This window comes from Rhodanobacter sp. Root561 (assembly GCF_001427365.1).
GTDB lineage: Bacteria > Pseudomonadota > Gammaproteobacteria > Xanthomonadales > Rhodanobacteraceae > Rhodanobacter.
Genome location: NZ_LMGH01000004.1, coordinates 1 through 16,446 on the forward strand (window position 1 = coordinate 1; position 16,446 = coordinate 16,446).

Genomic DNA, 16,446 nt, shown 5'->3' on the forward strand with positions numbered 1-16,446 from the left:
TCAGTGCGGCCGTCAGCGTCGTCTTGCCGTGGTCCACGTGACCAATCGTGCCGACGTTGACGTGCGGCTTGGTGCGTTCGAATTTACCCTTTGCCATGACTCAAACCTCTGAGATAACTTGAATTTGATAATGCGTCCACGAAGGGGCGCCGTTGGAGGCGACGACACGAGTGCCGCGCCTTGATCCCTGCTAACGCGATCAAGAAGATCGCACGGCTTACGCCTTCTTCATCACCTGTTCGGCGACGTTGGTCGGCGCCTCGGCGTAGTGATCGAATTCCATGGTGAAGGTGGCTCGGCCCTGCGTCAGCGAACGAATCGTGGTCGCGTAACCGAACATTTCACCCAGCGGCACTTCGGCGTTGATGGTCTTGCCCGATGGCGTATCTTCCTGGCCGGTGAGCATGCCGCGACGCTTGCTGATGTCGCCCATCACGTCGCCCATGTAGTCCTCGGGGGTGACGATCTCGACCTTCATGATCGGCTCGAGCAGCACCGGGCTGGCCTTGTTGAAGCCCTGCTTGAACGCCATCGACGCAGCGAGCTTGAACGCCATTTCCGAGGAGTCGACGTCATGGTAGGAACCGAAGACCAGCTTGGCCTTCACGTTCACCACCGGGAAGCCGGCCAGCGGACCGCTGGTGATCGTCTCGCGCAGACCCTTTTCGACCGACGGGATGAATTCCTTCGGAATCACGCCACCGGTGATGTCGTTGATGAACAGGAAGTCGTCCTTGATCAGCGCGGCGATCTTCTCGTCCGCGCGATCCGCTTCGCTGATCGGCGACATCTCGATCACGACGTGACCGTACTGGCCCTTGCCGCCCGACTGCTTGGCGTGCTTGTAGTCCGACTTCACGTCCGCCAGGCGGATCGTTTCGCGGTAGGCCACCTGCGGCTTGCCGACGTTCGCCTCGACGTTGAACTCGCGGCGCATGCGGTCGACCAGGATGTCCAGGTGCAGCTCGCCCATGCCGGAGATGATGGTCTGGCCCGATTCCTCGTCGGTACGCACGCGGAACGACGGATCTTCCGCGGCCAGACGGCCGAGGGCGATGCCCATCTTTTCCTGGTCCGACTTGGTCTTCGGCTCGACCGCCATCGAGATCACCGGCTCCGGGAACGACATCCGCTCCAGGGTGATGATGTGTTCCTGCGAGCACAGCGTGTCACCGGTCGTCACGTCCTTCAGGCCAACCGCGGCGGCGATGTCGCCAGCACACACTTCCTTCAGTTCGTGACGCTCGTTGGCGTGCATCTGCAGGATGCGGCCCACGCGCTCCTTCTTGCTCTTGACCGGGTTGTACACGGCATCGCCGGAGTTCAACGTGCCCGAGTAGACACGGAAGAAGGTCAGCGAACCCACAAACGGGTCGGTCATGATCTTGAATGCCAGCGCGGAGAACGGCGCCTTGTCGTCCGCGGGACGGCTGGCCTCGTTGTCGTCCTCGTCGATGCCGGCCACCGGCGGGCGGTCGGCGGGCGACGGCAGCAGCTGCACCACCGCGTCGAGCATCGCCTGGACGCCCTTGTTCTTGAACGCGGTACCGCAGAACACCGGGATGATCTCGTTGGCCAGCGTGCGCTGGCGCAGACCGGCGATGACTTCGGCCTCGGACAGGTCGCCGCCTTCCAGGTACTTGTTCATCAGCTCTTCGGTGGCTTCCGCCGCCGACTCGACCATGAACGCATGCGCCTCGGTGGCAACGTCGACCAGGTCCGCCGGGATGTCGCGGTACTCGAACTTCATGCCCTGGGATTCCATGTCCCAGATGATCGCCTTCATCTTCAGCAGGTCGACCACGCCCTCGAAACCGTCTTCGGCACCGATCGGCACCTGCATCGGCACCGGATGCGCGCCCAGGCGAGCCTTCAGCTGGCTGACGACCTTGTCGAAGTTGGCGCCGGTGCGGTCCATCTTGTTGACGAACGCAAGACGCGGCACCCGGTACTTGTTGGCCTGGCGCCATACCGTTTCGGACTGCGGCTGCACGCCACCGACCGCACACAGCACGAACACCGCGCCGTCGAGCACGCGCAGCGAACGCTCCACCTCGATGGTGAAGTCGACGTGTCCCGGGGTGTCGATGATGTTGAAGCGGTGCTGTTCCATGGAGCCGTCCATGCCCTTCCAGAACGCCGTCGTTGCCGCCGACGTAATGGTGATGCCACGCTCCTGCTCCTGCTCCATCCAGTCCATCGTGGCCGCACCGTCATGCACCTCGCCAATCTTGTGGCTGACACCGGTGTAGAACAGGATGCGCTCGGTCGTGGTGGTCTTGCCGGCATCGATGTGCGCCATGATGCCGAAGTTGCGATAGCGCGCGAGGGGAGTGGTACGTGCCATGGATATCTACCTGTATCGGGCGATCCTGCCCAGGATTCGCGCAGCCATCCGGCTGCAGCTTTTATGAAAAGTCCGGCATGGGCGCCGGATCCTTTTTCCGCCATCGGCGAGGCGAAGAGCCATCAGCCGACTCGTGCCGCCGATGAGGGCGGCACGGAAACCGCACTTACCAGCGGTAGTGCGAGAAGGCCTTGTTGGCCTCGGCCATGCGGTGCGTTTCTTCACGCTTCTTGGCGGCGCCGCCGCGGCTCTCGGAGGCTTCCAGCAGCTCGGCAGCCAGCTTGCGCGGCATCGAGGTCTCGCCGCGCTTGCGCGCCGCGTCGATGACCCAACGCATCGCCAGCGCCATGCGGCGACCCGGACGCACTTCGACCGGCACCTGGTAGGTGGCGCCGCCGACACGGCGGGACTTCACCTCGACCGCCGGAGCGATGTTGTTCAGCGCCTTCTCGACCAGAGCCACCGGCTCGGCGTTCTTTTCGCCAATGTGCTGCAGGGCACCGTAGACGATGCTCTCGGCGACCGACTTCTTGCCGCTCTTCATCACCATGTTGATGAAACGGGCGATCAGCTGGCTGCCATGCTTGGGATCCGGCAGAACCAGACGGGCGGGATGTGAACCTTTACGCGACATGTTTGTTGTCCGTTATTTTCGCGGACATTCCTGCCCGCCTGTAAAGCGGCCAGCGAGGGCCGCGCGACATTACTTCTTCGGGCGCTTGGCGCCGTACTTCGAGCGCGACTGACGACGCTTGGTGACACCGGCGCAGTCCAGGCTGCCGCGCACCGTGTGGTAACGCACACCGGGCAGGTCCTTGACGCGACCGCCGCGGATCAGCACCACCGAGTGCTCCTGCAGGTTGTGACCTTCGCCACCGATGTAACTGATGACCTCGAAACCGTTGGTCAGGCGCACCTTGGCAACCTTGCGCAACGCCGAGTTCGGCTTTTTCGGGGTGGTCGTGTAGACGCGAGTGCAGACACCACGACGCTGCGGGCTGCTCTGCAGGGCCGGCGACCCGCTCTTGTAGGTCTTGGGGCTGCGCGATTTGCGCACCAACTGATTGACTGTCGTCATGCGTAGCTGTTCCTGAAAACATAAAGGCAGCCCGATCAAGCTCGGTCTGCCAAGAAGCGGGAATTTAACATGAGCAGCCTGCCATAGGCAAGCCAACGCTCAGTCGTCCTGGACCCGAACACGAGGTGCGTCCATGCACCTCATTTCGTATGTCAGCGAGCAATACCCCTAACGGGCTTACTCGACACCGTTTTCACTACCGACCGGAGCCTCGGCGAACGAAGCTGCAGGCGTGGCGCTGGAGAGAGTTTCCAGATCCGAGGCGGACAAACCGCCCTGGCGACGACGCGATGCGTGGTACGCCAAGCCTGTACCTGCCGGAATTAGACGGCCGACAATAACATTTTCCTTCAGGCCACGCAAGGTATCGCGTGTGCCACGAACCGCCGCCTCGGTAAGGACGCGGGTGGTTTCCTGGAACGAAGCCGCCGAGATGAACGACTCGGTCGCCAGCGAGGCCTTGGTGATGCCCAGCAGGATCGACTGATACTGCGCCGGACGCTCGCCCTTGCTTTCGGCACGATCGTTTTCGCCATTGATCCGCACACGCTCGATCTGCTCGCCGCGCAGGTAATGACTGTCACCCGGCTCGACGATCTCGACCTTGCGCAGCATCTGGCGAATGATCGCTTCGATGTGCTTGTCGTTGATCTTCACGCCCTGCAGGCGGTACACGTCCTGGATTTCCTTGACCAGGTACGAGGCCAGCGGCTCCACGCCCAGCAGGCGCAGGATGTCATGCGGGCTCGGCTCGCCGTCGACGACGGTTTCGCCCTTCTCCACATGCTCGCCTTCGAACACGATGACCTGGCGCCATTTCGGAATCAGCTCTTCGTGCTCGTTGCCGTCGACGTCCTTGATGACCAGGCGCTGCTTGCCCTTGGTGTCCTTGCCGAAGCTGATGATGCCCGAACGCTCGGCCAGGATCGCCGGCTCCTTCGGCTTGCGTGCCTCGAACAGGTCGGCCACGCGGGGCAGACCACCGGTGATGTCGCGGGTCTTCGACGATTCCTGCGGGATACGGGCCACCACGTCGCCCACGCCCACTTCGGCACCGTTCTGGATCGACACGATCGCACCGGCCGGCAGGAAGTACTGCGCGGCGATGTCGGTGCCCGGCAGCTTCAGCTCGCGGCCCTTGGCATCTTCCAGGCGCACGATCGGACGCAGGTCCTTCGCCTGCGCGCCGCGGCGCTTCGGATCGGTCACCACCGCCGACTCCAGGCCGGTCAGCTCGTCGGTCTGGCTCTGCACGGTGACGCCATCGAGGAAGTCGATGAAACGCACCACGCCAGCCACCTCGGTGACGATCGGATGGGTATGCGGGTCCCAGTTGGCCACGGTCTGGCCGGGCTTGACCGCCGCACCGTCCTTGACCGCGATGGTGGCGCCGTACGGCACCTTGTAGCGCTCGCGCTCGCGGCCGCTGGCGTCGATCACGCTCAGTTCGCCCGAACGCGACACCGCGACCAGGTGGCCGGCCTTGTGCTGCACCGACTTCAGGTTGTTGTACTTCAGCGAGCCGGTGGTCTTCACCGTCACGTTGTCCACCGCCGCTGCACGCGAAGCCGCGCCGCCGATGTGGAAGGTACGCATGGTCAGCTGGGTGCCGGGCTCGCCGATCGACTGCGCAGCCACCACGCCCACGGCTTCACCCATGTTGACCAGATGGCCACGGGCCAGGTCGCGGCCGTAGCACAGCTTGCACACGCCATGCTCGGCTTCGCAGGTGATCGGCGAACGCACCTTGATCAGCTGCACGCCGGCCTTGTCGAGCTTCTCGACCAGGGCCTCGTTGAGCAGGGTGTCGCGGGTGACGATCGGCTGGTCGTCGTCGCCGGGGGCGTAGACGTCCTCGACCACCACGCGACCCAGCACGCGCTCGCGCAACGGCTCGACCACATCGCCGCCTTCGACGATCGGCTGCATGATGATGCCGTCCTCAGTGCCGCAGTCATCCATGGTGATGACCACGTCCTGCGCCACGTCGACCAGGCGACGGGTCAGGTAACCGGAGTTCGCCGTCTTCAACGCGGTATCCGCCAGGCCCTTTCGAGCGCCGTGGGTCGAGTTGAAGTACTGCAGCACATTCAGGCCTTCGCGGAAGTTGGCCTTGATCGGGGTCTCGATGATCGAGCCATCCGGACGGGCCATCAGGCCGCGCATGCCGGCCAGCTGGCGAATCTGCGCCACCGAACCACGGGCGCCGGAGTCGGCCATGATGTACAGCGAGTTCATCGACTTCTGGTTGACCATCTTACCATCGGCATCCTTCACCTTCTCGGTGCCGATGCCGTCGATCATCGCCTTGGCGACCAGTTCGCTGGTGCGCGACCAGATGTCGACCACCTTGTTGTAGCGCTCGCCGGCGGTGACCAGACCCGACTGGTACTGCTGCTGGATCTCGACGACTTCCTTCTCGGCTTCTTCCAGGATCGGCTTCTTCTCGTCCGGGATCAGCATGTCGTCGATGCCGATCGAGATGCCCGAACGGGTCGCGTAGCGATAGCCGGCGTACATCAGCTGATCGGCGAACACGACCGTGTCCTTCAGGCCCAGCAGACGGTAGCTGGAGTTGATCAGGCGCGAGATGTTCTTCTTGGTCAGCTCGGTGTTGGCCAGCTCGAACGGCAGGCCTTCGGGCATGATTTCGGCCAGCAGCGCACGACCCACCGTCGTGTCGACGATCCGGGTCTGCTGCGTGCGAGTGCCGTCTTCGGCGATGTGCACCAGCTTCATGCGCACCTTGACCTTGGCGTGCAACTCCACCGCGCGGTTGTCGTACGCACGACGCGCCTCGCCGATGCCGGAGAACACCATGCCGGTGCCCTTGGCGTTGATCAGCTCACGGGTCAGGTAATACAGACCCAGCACCACGTCCTGCGTCGGCACGATGATCGGCTCGCCGTTGGCGGGCGACAGGATGTTGTTGGTCGACATCATCAAGGTGCGCGCTTCCAGCTGCGCCTCGATCGACAGCGGCACATGGACGGCCATCTGGTCGCCGTCGAAGTCGGCGTTGAACGCGGTACACACCAGCGGATGCAGCTGGATCGCCTTGCCTTCGATCAGCTTCGGCTCGAACGCCTGGATGCCGAGGCGATGCAGGGTCGGCGCGCGGTTCAGCATGACCGGATGTTCGCGGATCACCTCTTCGAGGATGTCCCAGACCTGGGCTTCCTCGCGCTCGACCAGCTTCTTGGCCGCCTTGATGGTGGTGGCTTCGCCACGCGCCTGCAGCTTGGCGAAGATGAACGGCTTGAACAGCTCAAGCGCCATCTTCTTGGGCAGGCCGCACTGGTGCAGGCGCAGAGTCGGACCGACCACGATCACCGAGCGACCGGAGTAGTCCACGCGCTTGCCGAGCAGGTTTTGGCGGAAGCGGCCCTGCTTGCCCTTGATCATGTCGGCGAGCGACTTCAGCGCACGCTTGTTGGTGCCGGTGATGGCACGGCCGCGGCGACCGTTGTCGAGCAGCGCATCGACCGATTCCTGCAGCATGCGCTTCTCGTTGCGCACGATGATGTCCGGCGCATTGAGTTCGAGCAGCCGCTTCAGGCGGTTGTTGCGGTTGATCACGCGACGATACAGGTCGTTCAGGTCGGAGGTCGCGAAACGGCCACCATCCAGCGGCACCAGCGGACGCAGGTCCGGCGGCAGCACGGGCAGCACGGTCAACACCATCCACTCCGGCTTGTTGCCGGATTCCAGGAACGCCTCGATCAGCTTCACGCGCTTGGTGAGGCGCTTCAGCTTGGTCTCGGAATTGGTGGAGGTGATCTCTTCCTTCAGGCGGATGACTTCGCCCGGCAGGTCCAGCGACTTCAGCAGGTGGAACACCGCCTCGGCACCCATGCGCGCATCGAACTCGTCGCCGTGCTCTTCGGTGGCTTCGAGGTACTGGTCTTCGCTGAGCAACTGGCCGCGCTCAAGCGCGGTCATGCCTGCATCGATCACCACGAAGGCCTCGAAGTACAGGATGCGCTCGATGTCACGCAGGGTCATGTCCAGCATCAGGCCGATGCGCGAGGGCAGCGACTTCAGGAACCAGATGTGCGCGGTCGGGCTGGCCAGCTCGATGTGACCCATGCGCTCGCGGCGCACCTTGGCCAGCGTCACTTCGGTGCCGCACTTCTCGCAGACCACGCCACGATGCTTCATGCGCTTGTACTTGCCGCACAGGCACTCGTAGTCCTTCACCGGTCCGAAGATCGCGGCGCAGAACAGGCCGTCACGCTCCGGCTTGAACGTGCGGTAGTTGATGGTTTCCGGCTTCTTCACTTCGCCGTACGACCACGAGCGGATCAGCTCCGGCGACGCGAGCGCGATCTTGATCGCGTCGAAGTCGGGCGTCGCGCGCTGCTGGTTGAAGAGGTTGAGCAAGTCTTTCATTTGAATCTCCGGTCGGAGCAAATTCTTGGGTCGAGGTCCGCGGTTCGAACAGGATCAGGTTCGCCGGATCCGGGACCGGGAGCCGGGTTTGCCTTTGCAATTCCCGAATCCCGATGCCCGAATCCCGCCAGTCACTTGACCTCTTCCAGATCGATGTTGATGGCGAGCGAGCGGATTTCCTTCACCAGCACGTTGAAGGACTCCGGCATGCCCGCGGACATCTCGTGGTTGCCGTCGACGATGTTCTTGTACATCTGGTTGCGGCCCTGCACGTCGTCGGATTTCACCGTCAGCATTTCCTGCAGGGTGTAAGCCGCGCCGTAGGCTTCCAGCGCCCAGACTTCCATTTCGCCGAAGCGCTGGCCACCGAACTGCGCCTTGCCGCCCAGCGGCTGCTGGGTGACCAGCGAATACGGACCGGTGGAGCGCGCATGCATCTTGTCGTCAACCAGGTGGTTGAGCTTCAGGTAATGCATGTAGCCCACGGTGACCGGGCGATCGAACGCCTCGCCGGTGCGGCCGTCGTACAGCGTGGTCTGGCCCGATTCGGGCAGATCCGCCAGCTTCAGCATCGCCTTGATCTCGGTCTCTTCGGCACCGTCGAACACCGGCGTCGCCATCGGCACGCCTTCCTGCAGGTTGGTGGCGAGCGTGAAGATCTCCTTGTCGGTGAGCGACTTCAGGTCGACGTGCTGCACGGCACCGGCCACATGGGTGTTGTAGATCTGGTCGAGGAACTCGCGGATCTTGGCGACCTTCTCCTGCGCTTCGAGCATCTTCTGGATCTTCTTGCCCAAGCCCTTGGCGGCCCAGCCCAGATGCACTTCCAGAATCTGCCCGATGTTCATGCGCGACGGCACGCCCAGCGGGTTCAGCACGATGTCGACCGGCACGCCGTCGGCGGAATACGGCATGTCTTCCACCGGCACCACGTTCGACACCACGCCCTTGTTGCCGTGGCGACCGGCCATCTTGTCGCCCGGCTGGATGCGGCGCTTCACGGCCAGGAACACCTTGACCATCTTCAGCACGCCCGGCGCGAGGTCGTCGCCCTGGGTGATCTTGCCCTGCTTCTCCTTGAAGCGCTTGTCGAACTCTTCCCGGTGACGCTTGATCTGGTCAGCGGCACGCTCGAGGAATTCGGTGACGTCCTCGTCCTTGACGTTGATCTTGAACCAGTCGTCCTTCTTAAGGCCATCCAGGTAGGCGTCGGTGATCTCGGTGCCACGCTTCAGGCCACCCGGGCCGCTCATCGCGGACTTGCCGAGCAACTGGGTGCGCATGCGGCTGTAGATCGCGCCTTCGAGGATGCGGAACTGGTCGTCCAGATCCTTGCGGATCCGCTTGACCTCGGTTTCCTCGATCTGCTTGGCGCGCTTGTCCTTCTCGATGCCGTCGCGGGTAAAGACCTGCACGTCGATGACGGTGCCGTCCATGCCCGGCGGCACGCGCAAGGACGAGTCCTTCACGTCGGACGCCTTCTCGCCGAAGATCGCGCGCAGCAGCTTCTCTTCCGGGGTCAGCTGGCTTTCGCCCTTCGGCGTGACCTTGCCGACCATGATGTCACCAGCTTTCACCTCGGCACCGATGTACACGATGCCGCTCTCGTCCAGGCGCGCCAGCGCCTGCTCGCCCACGTTCGGGATGTCGGCGGTGATTTCCTCGGCACCCAGCTTGGTGTCGCGCGCGATGCAGGACAGCTCCTCGATGTGGATCGAGGTGTAGCGGTCTTCCTGCACGACGCGCTCGGACAGCAGGATCGAGTCTTCGAAGTTGTAGCCGTTCCACGGCATGAACGCGATCAGCATGTTCTGGCCGAGCGCAAGCTCGCCCAGGTCGGTCGACGAACCATCGGCCAGCGTGTCGCCCTTCGCCACCACGTCACCCACGTTCACCAGCGGACGCTGGTTCAGGTTGGTGTTCTGGTTGGAACGGGTGTACTTGGTCAGCGTGTAGATGTCGACGCCGGCGTCGTTGTCGCCAACCTCTTCCTCGTTGACGCGCACCACGATACGGGCCGCATCGACCTGGTCGATCACGCCGCCGCGCTTGGCGGAGACGATGACACCCGAGTCGCGCGCCACGGCGCGCTCGATGCCGGTGCCCACCAGCGGGGTCTGCGAGCGCAGGGTCGGCACGGCCTGACGCTGCATGTTCGCGCCCATCAGTGCGCGGTTCGCGTCGTCGTGCTCCAGGAACGGCACCAGGGCCGCGGCGACCGACACGGTCTGCATCGGCGAGACGTCCATGTAGTCGACTTCAGCGGCCGGACGCAGCTCGGATTCGCCACGGAAACGGCAGGACACGAAGTCCTCGATGAAGGCACCGTGCTTGTCCAGCGGCGAGTTCGCCTGGGCGATCACGTGATCGCCTTCCTCGATCGCCGACAGGTAGTCGACCTTGTCGGTCACCTTGCCACCCGCGACCTTGCGGTACGGCGTCTCGAGGAAGCCATACGAATTGGTGCGGGCATACACGGCCAGCGAGTTGATCAGGCCGATGTTCGGGCCTTCCGGCGTTTCGATGGTGCAGACGCGGCCGTAATGGGTCGGATGCACGTCGCGCACTTCGAAGCCGGCGCGTTCGCGGGTCAGGCCGCCCGGCCCGAGCGCGGAGACGCGGCGCTTGTGCGTCACTTCCGACAGCGGGTTGTTCTGATCCATGAACTGGGACAACTGCGAGGAGCCGAAGAACTCCTTCACCGCGGCCGCCACCGGCTTGGCGTTGATCAGGTCCTGCGGGGTCAGGCCATCGGCCTCGGCCAGCGACAGGCGCTCGCGCACCGCACGCTCCACACGGACCAGGCCGATGCGGAAGGTGTTCTCGGCCATTTCGCCGACCGAACGCACGCGGCGGTTGCCCAGGTGGTCGATGTCGTCGACGGTGCCGTGACCGTTCTTGATGTCGATCAGCACCTTCAGCACGTCGAGGATGTCGGAGCTCTCACCCTGCTCGGCGACCAGGCGCTGCGACTCGTCTTCCTTGCGCTCGCTGAAGTACTTGTGGTCGTACAGCACGCCCGGACCGAGGATTTCCTTGCGGCCCACGCGACGGTTGAACTTCATCCGGCCCACGGCCGACAAGTCGTAGCGATCGAAGGTGAAGAACAGGTTGAAGAACAGGTTCTGCGCGGCATCCTTGGTCGGCGGCTCGCCCGGACGCATCATGCGATAGATTTCCACCAGCGCCTCCAGCGGCGTCTTGGTGTTGTCGATGCGCAGGGTGTGCGAGATGTAGGCGCCGCGATCCAGGTCGTTGACGTACAGCGTCGGCACGGTCTCGATGCCGGCCTTGCGGAACGCTTCCATCTGCTCGGCGGTGATCTCGTCGTTGGCCGAGGCCAGCAGCTCGCCGGTCTTGGCGTCGACGATGTCGGTGGCCACGATGCGGCCGACCGGGTAGTCATCCGGCACTTCCAGCGCGGTGATGTTCTCCGCGGCCAGCTGACGCACGTGGCGCGCGGTGATGCGCTTGCCGGCTTCCACCAGCACCTTGCCGCCGATCGCCAGGTCGAAGGACAGCGTCTCGCCGCGCAGGCGCTCGGCGACGAGCTCCAGCGTGGTGCCGCCCTTCTTGCCCAGGTGGAACACGTTGTGCTCGAAGAACGTGGCGAGCATTTCTTCGTTGTTGTAGCCGAGCGCGCGCAGCAGCACCGTCACCGGCAACTTGCGGCGACGATCGATGCGGGTGAACAGCGCATCCTTCGGATCGAACTCGAAGTCCAGCCACGAACCACGGTAGGGGATCACGCGGGCGGAGAACAGCAGCTTGCCCGAGCTGTGCGTCTTGCCGCGGTCGTGGTCGAAGAACACGCCCGGCGAACGATGCAGCTGCGAGACGATCACGCGCTCGGTGCCGTTGATGATGAAGGTGCCGGTGTCGGTCATGAGCGGAATCTCGCCCATGTAGACCTCCTGCTCCTTGATGTACTTGACCACCTTCTTCGAAGCCGGGCTGTCCTTGTCATAGATGACCAGGCGCACGGTGGTGCGCAGCGGCGCACCGTAGGTCATGCCGCGGTTGCGGCACTCGCGCTCGTCGAACGCCGGCTCGCCGAGGCGGTAGTCGACATACTCGAGTGCGGCATTGCCCGAATAGCTGGAAATCGGGAACACCGACTTCAACGCGGCATGCAGACCCTTCTCGCCACGCTGTTTCGGCGCAACATGCTCCTGCAGGAACTCCCGATAGGAATCAGTCTGGATGGTCAGCAGGTTTGGCACGCCCAGTACGGGCGGACGCTTGCCAAAGTCCTTGCGGATGCGTTTCTTCTCGGTAAACGAGTAGGCCATGATCGGTAGCGCCTCGGTTCGCAGTGACGCCGGTGGTGCACACACCGGCTGAATGAAAAAATCTTGTCTTTGCCGGATGGCCAAGGCCATCCGGGGCGGGGATTTGGGAATCGAGAATCGGGAATCGTCAAAGCGGAGCGCGCGCTTTCTTCAACAATTCCCGATTCTCCATTCCCCATTCCCGTTCAAACGGGCAAAGCCCGGGAGCTTTCGCTCCCAGGCTTGCTTTGACATCAAGTCGAAGCAGCGGCGTACAAACGCCGATTACTTCAATTCGACGGTAGCGCCGGCAGCTTCGAGGTCCTTCTTGAACTTCTCGGCGTCTTCCTTGGACACGGCTTCCTTCAGGACGCCGCCGGCCTCGGTGAGGTCCTTGGCTTCCTTCAGGCCCAGGCCGGTAATCGCGCGGACAGCCTTGATCACGTCGACCTTCTTGGCGCCGGCGTTCTTCAGGATCACGTCGAACTCGGTCTGCGCTTCGGCAACCGGAGCAGCAGCGGCCGGGCCGGCCACGGCAACGGGGGCAGCGGCGGTCACGCCAAACTTCTCTTCGATGGCCTTCACCAGGTCCATCACTTCCATCAGCGACTTGGCGGCGACGGCTTCAACGATCTGTTCGTTGGTCAGGGACATTGCATTTACCTCTGGAAATAGATTCGGATTGATAGACGATGAACTTAGGCGGGTTCGGCTTCAGCCGGGGCTTCGGCGGCGACTTCGCCACCACCCTGCTGATCGGCGACGGCCTTGACGACGCGCGCGAACATGGTGGCCGGTTCGGCCAGCACGCGGGCCAGCATGGCCAGCGCCTGTTCGCGGGTCGGCAACGCGGCCAGCACGTCGACGTGCGACGCCGGCAGCAGCTTGCCTTCCACCGAGACGAGCTTCGCCTTCAGCTTGTCGTTGCCCTTGGCAAATTCCTGGATCAGACGCCCGGCAGCGCCGGGTTCTTCGGTCGAGAATGCGTACAGCAGCGGACCGACCAGGACGTCCTTGACGACCTCGAATTCGGTACCGGCCACGGCGCGCGACGCCAGCGTGTTCTTGACAACTCGCAAGTACACACCGGATTCGCGGGCCTTCTTGCGCATCGCGGTCATCTGAGCGACCGTGGTGCCCGCATACTCGGCAGCAACCAGGGAGTGAGCCTTCGAAGCAACGTCTGCCAGTTCGGCGACTACTTCTTTCTTCTGTGACAGATTGAGAGCCATTGCACTCCTCCAAATGAACTCCGCTCACGGCTCCTGCCGCTTGCGGTCCTGGGCGACGCCATCCGTGACGTCGGGGACATTGCGGTGTCCCGGGTGTTGGCCTTTCCAGAAGTCGAACGATTCCAGAAGGGGCAGCACCATCTGCGCAGGCCGGATTCGCAGGAACCCGATTAAGCAACCCCGTTGGCGACGCCGGCGATTCCCTGCCGTCACCGAGCTCCCTGCCCGTCGTCGTCGCGCGCTGGTTGCGCCTGCGGTCTTTGACAGCGGTCCCGCCCCATGCAGCAGGCCGGAACTGCCCTCAAAAACTGCCCGCGCCGCCCGAATCAGGCGCCGCGGGACTTGAGTCTTACTTGGCGGACAGGGTCAGCGACGAGGTATCGACGGCAACGCCGACGCCCATCGTGCTGGACAAGGCCACTTTCTGCAGGAACACGCCCTTGGCGGTGGACGGCTTGGCCTTGACCACATCGCCGATCAGCGTGTTCAGATTGTCCGCCAGCTGTGCCGGATCGAAGCTGGCCTTGCCGATGGTGGCGTGGATGATGCCCGCCTTGTCGTTGCGGAACTTCACCTGGCCGGCCTTAGCATTGGTCACCGCGGTGGCGACGTCGGCGGTGACCGAGCCGTCCTTCGGGTTCGGCATCAGGCCGCGCGGGCCGAGCAGCTGGCCGAGCTTGCCGACCACGCGCATCGCGTCCGGCGTGGCGATCACGCGACCGAAGTCGAGATCACCGGCCTGCATGCGCTCGGCCAGGTCGTCCATGCCGACGGCGTCGGCACCGGCGGCCTTGGCAGCCTCGGCCTTTTCGCCCGGCGGGCAGAACACGGCAACCTTGACGGTCTTGCCGGTGCCATGCGGCAGCAGCGAGGAACCACGCACGCCCTGGTCCGACTTCTTGGCGTCGATGCCCAGACGCACCGCCACGTCCACCGACTCGGCGAACTTCGCCTTGGCGTTGTCCTTGATGATCTTCAGCGCTTCTTCCAGGCCATAGAACTTGCCCGGCTGCACCGCGGCCTGAGCCGCCTTCATACGCTTCGTGAGCTTTGCCATGTCTTAACCCTCCACCACAAGGCCCATGCTGCGGGCGCTACCGGCAATGGTGCGCACCGCGGCGTCGAGATCGGCAGCCGTCAGATCCGGCTCCTTCTGCTTTGCCACGTCTTCCAGCTGCTTGCGGGTGACCTTGCCCACCTTGTCGGTGTTCGGCTTGGACGAACCCTTCGCGGTGCTGGTGATCTTCTTCAGAAGAATCGTGGCCGGCGGGGTCTTGGTAATGAAGGTGAAACTGCGGTCGGAATACGCCGTGATGATGCACGGGATCGGCAGACCCGGCTCCAGCTTCTGCGTGGCGGCATTGAAGGCCTTGCAGAATTCCATGATGTTCAGGCCGCGCTGACCGAGGGCGGGACCGACCGGCGGCGAGGGGTTGGCCTGACCGGCCTTGACCTGCAGCTTGATGTAACCGACAACTTTCTTTGCCATGGGATTTTCCTCGCGAGTCCAGGCGCCTTGCGGCTCCTCGCTGTTCACCGATCCGTGGATGGAAGGAAGATCCGCCTCTTGCGGATCCGAAAACGCGGACACGCCGGGCCAAAAAGACCCCGCGTGAACCGCGCAGTATAGAGATTTAGCGAATCATCAGCAAGCCCCGTGCCAGCGGGGGCATCAGGGCGTGAATCAAGAGCGGGTGAAGCTGGTCAGGCGGGGGTTTCCCCCTCTCCAACTCTCTCCCGCAGGCGGGGGAGAGGGCGAAGGTGCCGAGCGGGAGTCGCCCCGTCGGACTGCGCCCTGACTCAGGCTTTCTCGACCTGACCGAATTCCAGTTCGACGGGGGTCGAGCGACCGAAGATCAGCACCGCGACGCGCAGGCGACTCTTCTCGTAGTTGACTTCCTCGACCACGCCGTTGAAATCGTTGAACGGGCCTTCGGTGACGCGCACCATCTCGCCCGGCTCGAACAGCACCTTGGGCCTGGGCTTCTCGACGCCTTCGCGCACGCGGCTGAGGATGGCATCGGCCTCGCTGTCCCGGATCGGCAGCGGACGATCGGCGGTACCGCCGATGAAGCCCATCACCTTGGGGGTTTCCTTGATCAGGTGCCAGCACTCGTCGTCGATGCGCGGCGACTTGCCTTCGGTGTTCGTCTCGATCTGGACCAGCACGTAACCGGGAAAGAACTTGCGATCGCTGCGCCGTTTCTGGCCGCCGCGCATCTCGATCACTTCTTCGGTCGGCACCAGAACCTCACCGAACCGCTCTTCCATCTCGGCGCGCTTGATGCGCTCCTCGAGCGACCGTTTCACCTGATTTTCGAAGCCCGAATAGGCGTGTACCACATACCAGCGCTTGCTCATGCTCACCTCAGGCTTACAGCTTCAGCAGCCAGTCCAGAATGACCGACTTCAGGATCAGGTCGATCAGACCGAGCAGCAGCGACAGGACGATCACCACCACGATGATGATGCCCGTCGTCTTGATCGTCTCGTCGCGGGTCGGCCAAACGACCTTGCGCATCTCGAACTGCGATTCGGCAATGAAGTTCCGAACCCGCCGCCCCAGTGCGGTAAAGGCCGCAATTGCCATCGCCACGACCAGCGCCGCGAGCACGCCAAGCAGACGCACCGATGAGGAAATGCTGCCGTCCCGACCGAACCAGGAATAGGCAAAGATACCGGCAGCCAGCACCAGCACCGCCAGTACCAGCTTGCCGATGTCGGCGGCGTTCGTGCCCTTGGGCTGTTCTACCTTGGTATTCATGCACTAGTGACCGGGTGTCAGCAGCATGCCGTGCCTTGCGGCCGACCCTGCCACCACCATCCGTCTCGATCCTCGGTGAAGTGGCACGCCAGGAGGGACTTGAACCCCCAACCTGCGGTTTTGGAGACCGCTGCTCTGCCAATTGAGCTACTGGCGTAAAAACGGGAACAGGGAATAGAGAATCGGGAATGGTAACCGATCTGGAGCGTGTCGTGCTTCGCTCCAGCGATTCCCGATTCCCGATTCCCTACTCCCGATGTATTTTACTTGATGACCTTGGCCACCACGCCGGCGCCGACGGTGCGGCCGCCTTCGCGGATGGCGAAACGCAGGCCTTCGTCCATCGCGATCGGGTGGATCAG

Annotated in this window: 12 protein-coding genes, 1 tRNA gene and 1 pseudogene; all 14 read right to left on the bottom strand. The window is 63.5% G+C overall.

Going from position 1 to position 16,446, the window contains the following annotated elements:
- Positions 1–97 (bottom strand): GTP-binding protein (locus ASD55_RS06385; protein ID WP_038054197.1); only part of this gene is annotated, 97 nt, incomplete at its 3' end.
- A gap of 120 nt (positions 98–217) precedes the next feature.
- A complete protein-coding gene (fusA, locus tag ASD55_RS06390) occupies positions 218–2,347 on the bottom strand; it encodes an elongation factor G (protein WP_056764596.1) in 2,130 nt (709 codons plus the stop codon).
- A 166-nt stretch (positions 2,348–2,513) separates the two neighbouring features.
- Positions 2,514–2,981 carry a 30S ribosomal protein S7 gene (gene rpsG / locus ASD55_RS06395; RefSeq protein ID WP_007514548.1) on the bottom strand — a complete coding sequence of 156 codons (468 nt, stop codon included), beginning with the start codon at positions 2,979–2,981 and terminating at the stop codon, positions 2,514–2,516.
- A gap of 69 nt (positions 2,982–3,050) precedes the next feature.
- A complete protein-coding gene (rpsL, locus tag ASD55_RS06400; protein WP_007810190.1) occupies positions 3,051–3,425 on the bottom strand; it encodes a 30S ribosomal protein S12 in 375 nt (124 codons plus the stop codon).
- A gap of 177 nt (positions 3,426–3,602) precedes the next feature.
- Positions 3,603–7,817 (bottom strand): DNA-directed RNA polymerase subunit beta', encoded by a 4,215-nt coding sequence (gene rpoC / locus ASD55_RS06405; protein ID WP_056714031.1) that lies wholly within the window; start codon positions 7,815–7,817, stop codon positions 3,603–3,605.
- Between the two features lie 131 nt (positions 7,818–7,948).
- Positions 7,949–12,109, bottom strand: a complete 4,161-nt coding sequence (gene rpoB, locus ASD55_RS06410) for a DNA-directed RNA polymerase subunit beta (RefSeq protein ID WP_056764597.1) — start codon at positions 12,107–12,109, stop codon at positions 7,949–7,951.
- A 264-nt stretch (positions 12,110–12,373) separates the two neighbouring features.
- Positions 12,374–12,742 carry a 50S ribosomal protein L7/L12 gene (rplL, locus tag ASD55_RS06415; protein ID WP_007810198.1) on the bottom strand — a complete coding sequence of 123 codons (369 nt, stop codon included), beginning with the start codon at positions 12,740–12,742 and terminating at the stop codon, positions 12,374–12,376.
- Positions 12,743–12,786: 44 nt separating this feature from the next.
- Entirely contained in the window at positions 12,787–13,320 is a 534-nt protein-coding gene (gene rplJ, locus ASD55_RS06420) for a 50S ribosomal protein L10 (RefSeq protein ID WP_007810200.1), read from the bottom strand.
- 349 nt (positions 13,321–13,669) lie between these two features.
- A complete protein-coding gene (gene rplA / locus ASD55_RS06425) occupies positions 13,670–14,377 on the bottom strand; it encodes a 50S ribosomal protein L1 (protein ID WP_056714025.1) in 708 nt (235 codons plus the stop codon).
- A gap of 3 nt (positions 14,378–14,380) precedes the next feature.
- The gene (gene rplK, locus ASD55_RS06430) at positions 14,381–14,809 is read right to left on the bottom strand and encodes a 50S ribosomal protein L11 (RefSeq protein ID WP_007810203.1); all 429 of its coding nucleotides are present in this window, start codon (positions 14,807–14,809) and stop codon (positions 14,381–14,383) included.
- Positions 14,810–15,120: 311 nt separating this feature from the next.
- Positions 15,121–15,681 (bottom strand): transcription termination/antitermination protein NusG, encoded by a 561-nt coding sequence (gene nusG / locus ASD55_RS06435; RefSeq protein WP_007810205.1) that lies wholly within the window; start codon positions 15,679–15,681, stop codon positions 15,121–15,123.
- A gap of 13 nt (positions 15,682–15,694) precedes the next feature.
- On the bottom strand, positions 15,695–16,084 hold the full coding sequence (secE, locus tag ASD55_RS06440) for a preprotein translocase subunit SecE (protein WP_056714022.1): 390 nt from the start codon (positions 16,082–16,084) through the stop codon (positions 15,695–15,697).
- Positions 16,085–16,165: 81 nt separating this feature from the next.
- Positions 16,166–16,241, bottom strand: a tRNA-Trp gene (locus tag ASD55_RS06445).
- A gap of 106 nt (positions 16,242–16,347) precedes the next feature.
- A pseudogene (locus ASD55_RS17985) lies at positions 16,348–16,446 on the bottom strand (elongation factor Tu); the annotation flags it as partial.

What these genes read in the sequence shown, in the direction of transcription:
- rpsL (WP_007810190.1), bottom strand. Translation starts at nt 3,425, where the DNA reads ATGACGACAGTCAATCAGTTGGTGCGCAAATCGCGCAGCCCCAAGACC.
- fusA (WP_056764596.1), bottom strand. Translation starts at nt 2,347, where the DNA reads ATGGCACGTACCACTCCCCTCGCGCGCTATCGCAACTTCGGCATCATG.
- rplK (WP_007810203.1), bottom strand. Translation starts at nt 14,809, where the DNA reads ATGGCAAAGAAAGTTGTCGGTTACATCAAGCTGCAGGTCAAGGCCGGT.
- rplJ (WP_007810200.1), bottom strand. Translation starts at nt 13,320, where the DNA reads ATGGCTCTCAATCTGTCACAGAAGAAAGAAGTAGTCGCCGAACTGGCA.
- secE (WP_056714022.1), bottom strand. Translation starts at nt 16,084, where the DNA reads ATGAATACCAAGGTAGAACAGCCCAAGGGCACGAACGCCGCCGACATC.
- rplL (WP_007810198.1), bottom strand. Translation starts at nt 12,742, where the DNA reads ATGTCCCTGACCAACGAACAGATCGTTGAAGCCGTCGCCGCCAAGTCG.
- rplA (WP_056714025.1), bottom strand. Translation starts at nt 14,377, where the DNA reads ATGGCAAAGCTCACGAAGCGTATGAAGGCGGCTCAGGCCGCGGTGCAG.
- rpoB (WP_056764597.1), bottom strand. Translation starts at nt 12,109, where the DNA reads ATGGCCTACTCGTTTACCGAGAAGAAACGCATCCGCAAGGACTTTGGC.
- nusG (WP_007810205.1), bottom strand. Translation starts at nt 15,681, where the DNA reads ATGAGCAAGCGCTGGTATGTGGTACACGCCTATTCGGGCTTCGAAAAT.
- rpoC (WP_056714031.1), bottom strand. Translation starts at nt 7,817, where the DNA reads ATGAAAGACTTGCTCAACCTCTTCAACCAGCAGCGCGCGACGCCCGAC.
- rpsG (WP_007514548.1), bottom strand. Translation starts at nt 2,981, where the DNA reads ATGTCGCGTAAAGGTTCACATCCCGCCCGTCTGGTTCTGCCGGATCCC.